At 32.6% G+C, this 4,057-nt stretch carries 2 protein-coding genes; both read left to right on the top strand.

Annotated features, from left to right (window positions below; translation table 11 throughout):
- Positions 1-655: 655 nt before the first annotated feature.
- The gene (locus tag JHC30_08265; protein ID MCI4464135.1) at positions 656-1,651 is read left to right on the top strand and encodes a hypothetical protein; all 996 of its coding nucleotides are present in this window, start codon (positions 656-658) and stop codon (positions 1,649-1,651) included.
- Between the two features lie 25 nt (positions 1,652-1,676).
- Positions 1,677-3,431, top strand: coding sequence for an SIR2 family protein (locus JHC30_08260; GenBank protein ID MCI4464134.1), 1,755 nt, complete (start codon positions 1,677-1,679; stop codon positions 3,429-3,431).
- Positions 3,432-4,057 lie beyond the last annotated feature (626 nt).

Here is a 4,057-nt window from a genome sequence, read left to right as displayed (position 1 = left end):
TATAACAAAAATCGGTCGGAAGTATACTCAAAACTCTTGCATTTTTTGAAAGAAGTGCTACAACCTTTTAGAGAGAGGCGAAAAAACCACTTAGTTGAGGTTTAAGTTTGACGGGATGGAGTTACGGAGAAATTTAAAAAGTTTTCTGAAAATTGTACAGGAGCAAGTCAAATTATGGAATCTTTCTTTGATTTATTAGAGGAAAAATATATAGAGTTACAACTGATTACTACGTTACCGAATTTGGCATTGCAGTTGCATTAAAACTTAAAAAACTTAAAATAGTTCTAAAAGAAAGGTAGCCACATATTAAAAGACTTACTTTTTTGATGGGGATAAGGGAGGAAGTAGAGAAAAAGGAACAAACCTAAAGAAAGAAGAGAAGCAGAAATAAATAGCATGCGAAAGTAAGTAAACAAATTGGTATATCAATTATGTGGCTTAGTTGACAAGGAAACAAAAATTTTAGAGCATGGAAAGAACTCATATAACTAAGGTACAGATTTTGAGCGTGAAAGATTTATTCGTAAAACGAATTTTTGTGAGGCTCCCAGAAGAAAGCATTATGCCTGTATATTATTTTATTGAGCTCAGAAAAGCAGCTTTGTCCAAACTAAAAACGATTAAAGAAAGTGGTAAAAGGAATGAATAAATAGTGAAGAAATATTATTCTGGCTATATAGATCTTGATTGCAAAAGTGATTACGGTGAGCAACCTTATAGAGGTAAATATTTTTCTATTTATTTTGACACTCCAAGAGAAGAGAAAAGTCATACTACTTGCGGAAGTCAAGATGCCAAAGGAAATTACATTGAAAAAATATGCAAGGAAGCAATAATCCAAGTAAACAGCATTGAAAATGCAATAAAAGTTGTGGAATTAATTAGTGCAGCTTTAACTCTATTAAATGCAAAATTATATGAAGCAGATCGTACTTCAATCTTGCCATTTTTACCGGAAGAGAGGAAGCTTATGGCACGGGAGTTTATGTTAGAAGAAGAGATGATAGGCAGTAGAATACTGGTTATTCCTCAAGTTTTGTTAGCATGTAAAATTGCCTGCAAGGCGTCTTTCAGGAGAGCTTATTATAATGCCTTATTAAAATATCAACTTGGAAATTATTTATATTCTATTAATCCAACTGATTTAGATCCGTCTCATTCTCCTTATTACAAGCTTTCACCTTTTCCTTCGGATTATTTAAAGTTTGCTTATGCCATTATTGCGTTCTATTCGGTTATAGAGGAGTTAGGATTGGAGATTAGAGCAAGCGAAAAAAATCCAAGTTTTATTAATGGGGAATGGAACCCAACTGTTAGAGAAGATTTAGAAGAAAGATTAAAAAAGGGTGGAATAAATACAAGAGAATTATTTAGCTGGAGTTTAAGGTCAACACCTACAAATATTGAAAGACATTTGCTCAAAAGTGGCAAATTGAAGCCTATTAAAAAATCTTCCTGGGCGAGAAGTTCTGTTAGAGACTCTGAGATAGAGTTAGTTGACGCCATATTATTAGTAAGCAACTTAAGAAGTAAAATTTCATCACATAAATTTAGGAAATCCGTTGAATTTCTTTCTATTTATGACGTAAGTAACGCTAACTACTTAGCGAGAAGATTGCTTAGGGAAAGATTGGGGTTTTGGCGGTAAAAAATTATAAAAGGAAGAAGAGAATATGAATCCAATTATTAAACTAATTGCAAATGCACAGCCTGGAGAAAAGAAGTTTGTTCTATTTGCGGGTGCGGGAGTATCAAAAGACGCTGAGGTACCAACTGCTTGGGATTTAATGCTTAAGACCGCAAGCCTACTTTACGCAGCCGAAAATAATGAAATAAAGGAAGGTGTTAACTATGAAGAGTGGTTTCTAAATAGCAATTATGCAAAAATGAGTTACTCAGAATTAATTAAAGAGCTTTATCCAAAATACCCTGCTCAACAGGATTTTCTTCAGCAATATTTGGGTAGCAAAAAACCCGGAAAAGTACATGAATTAATTGCAGAATTAGCAAGGAGAGAGATTATCAGAGCAATTATTACTACAAATTTTGATCACTATATTGAAGATGCATTAAAAGAAAAAGGGTTGGATATACAAGTTATTTCTACAGAAGAAGATTTAACAAATTCGGAGCCGCTAATACAGTGTAAGAAAGTGAGGATTTACAAACCACATGGAGATTTAGGAAAAGGTAAGTTGAGAAATACACCTGTAGATTTAGAGAGATTACCCCAACAAATTGAAGACGAATTAGTTAGAGTTTTGAGCGAGCATGGAGTTATGGTTCTTGGTTACTCAGGTAGAGATAAAGATATGCAAAAAGTATTCGAAAAAAGAAATTACAACTATTATCAGCTGTTCTGGATAAATCCAAAGCCCCCGGAAGGGGAAATGAAAAATATATTGGAAAGTAAAGGATATGAATATATTGAATGTACAGGAGCAAGTCAATTTCTGGAGTATTTCTTTGATTTATTAGAGAGGGTAGACGAAATAGCACCAACTATTGGCTCAGGACCTACTATTGTTGATTTAGAAAATGCCCTTTCTTCTAATGAAAAAGTATCTGCCGCTCGGTTTTCAGATTTTCTTGAACGTATATTTAAAGACTTGGAACAAACAAAACCTGATTTCTCAAAATTTGAAGAAATAGATGACGCTATAGTTGACCAGATACAAAGAGGATTGCAAATCTCTTATGATTTTATCTCCGCTGGATTGTTAGCAGCCAAGTATGATAATTTAGAAGTTATTAAGACCATATACAATTATTTTGGCAACTTTTTGAAGTTGTATGAACCTCCTACTGCAAGCACTTATAGACCAATTGATTATGACGGTTTCAAATTTTTAACATATGAAATGTTTGTATCGTTTATTGCAGGACTGATAAAATATGAGAGATGGGAAGCTATTGACAATGTACTTTCAGAAGATCTTTTTGTTGATAAGGTATACGATAGTAGCTATAAGTCTTTTGTGCGTGTCAGTGAAAGCATGCAATCATTAGACGAAATAAGAAATAAAAGACTACTTCTTAAAAGGGTAAGTGTAGTGGCAGATTTCATCAAAAGTAGATTCAGTGAAAGTAAACTTTCTAAACTTGTTACATTTAAAGAGTTTGTTGAAGCAGACTATTTCCTTTTTGTTAGAAGTGTGTGCAATTTAGAAAATACAAATGATTTTTATAATATATGGTATCCGCAAAGTTTTGTTTACTTGAACTGGGTACCAAGGTATATTGTAATGGCTGAAAGCAAAGCGTTCTTAGATAAATTATCTAAAGCTATTGGTTTTGATAATAATAAAGACTTTATCATTAAGCTAAGAGAGAGACATTCTTTGATAGTGAAGTATGCTGAAATACCGGCATCTTTTACCGATCCTCTCTGGAACTATGATTTTGGTAAATTAGGTAGCCGAAAATAAAGTTAATACAAGCCGCATGTAGGAAGAGTGTATACTGATTGAATAATTGATAGAGATGATATGTAGTTAAAGCGGCCAAATGGGTTTTTCATAAACAATGTTCAAAGACTTCAAAGACCATTTAGGAGTGCGCTGCAAGTCAAAATATCAAATACAAAACTACAAAGACAATTTACTTATACTCGACTTTGTCACTTTAAAAAATGAAATTATTATTAATTAATATTTTAATGTAATTTATTTTAAAACGTGATCAACACAATTTTTAAGGATGAGATATGTAGACTATGTTAGTTTTATTGCTCTCTTCGGCATTTGTATGTGAATAAGCCTTATAAAGAGTTTGGCTTGGCTCCATAAATCTGGAAAATCTTTTCTCAAATTTTGTATTATGCCTTTTTATGCTTTCCATTAGTAAAATCTGCTCACAAAGATTGCAGGTTACAGAAGATTAAAAATGTTACCCATTCTTTCAGTTTCTGTCTGCATTCTTAAATGGTAACAAACTCAAATGAAACCTAATCTGAGTGATTCTTCAAACTTTTATTGCATTTGCTCTTTCAAAGTATCCAATTTGCATAATTCTTCAAATGTAATACAATGAAACAACTTAAATGTAGGAGGCA

The organism is Caldisericum sp. (assembly GCA_022759145.1).
Classification (GTDB): Bacteria; Caldisericota; Caldisericia; order Caldisericales; family Caldisericaceae; genus Caldisericum.
Note: the sequence above shows the minus strand (reverse complement) of the source record. Positions and strands in the feature narration are given on the sequence as shown.

Excerpts from the sequence above, each read along its gene's own strand:
- JHC30_08260 (MCI4464134.1), top strand. The coding sequence starts at position 1,677 with ATGAATCCAATTATTAAACTAATTGCAAATGCACAGCCTGGAGAAAAG.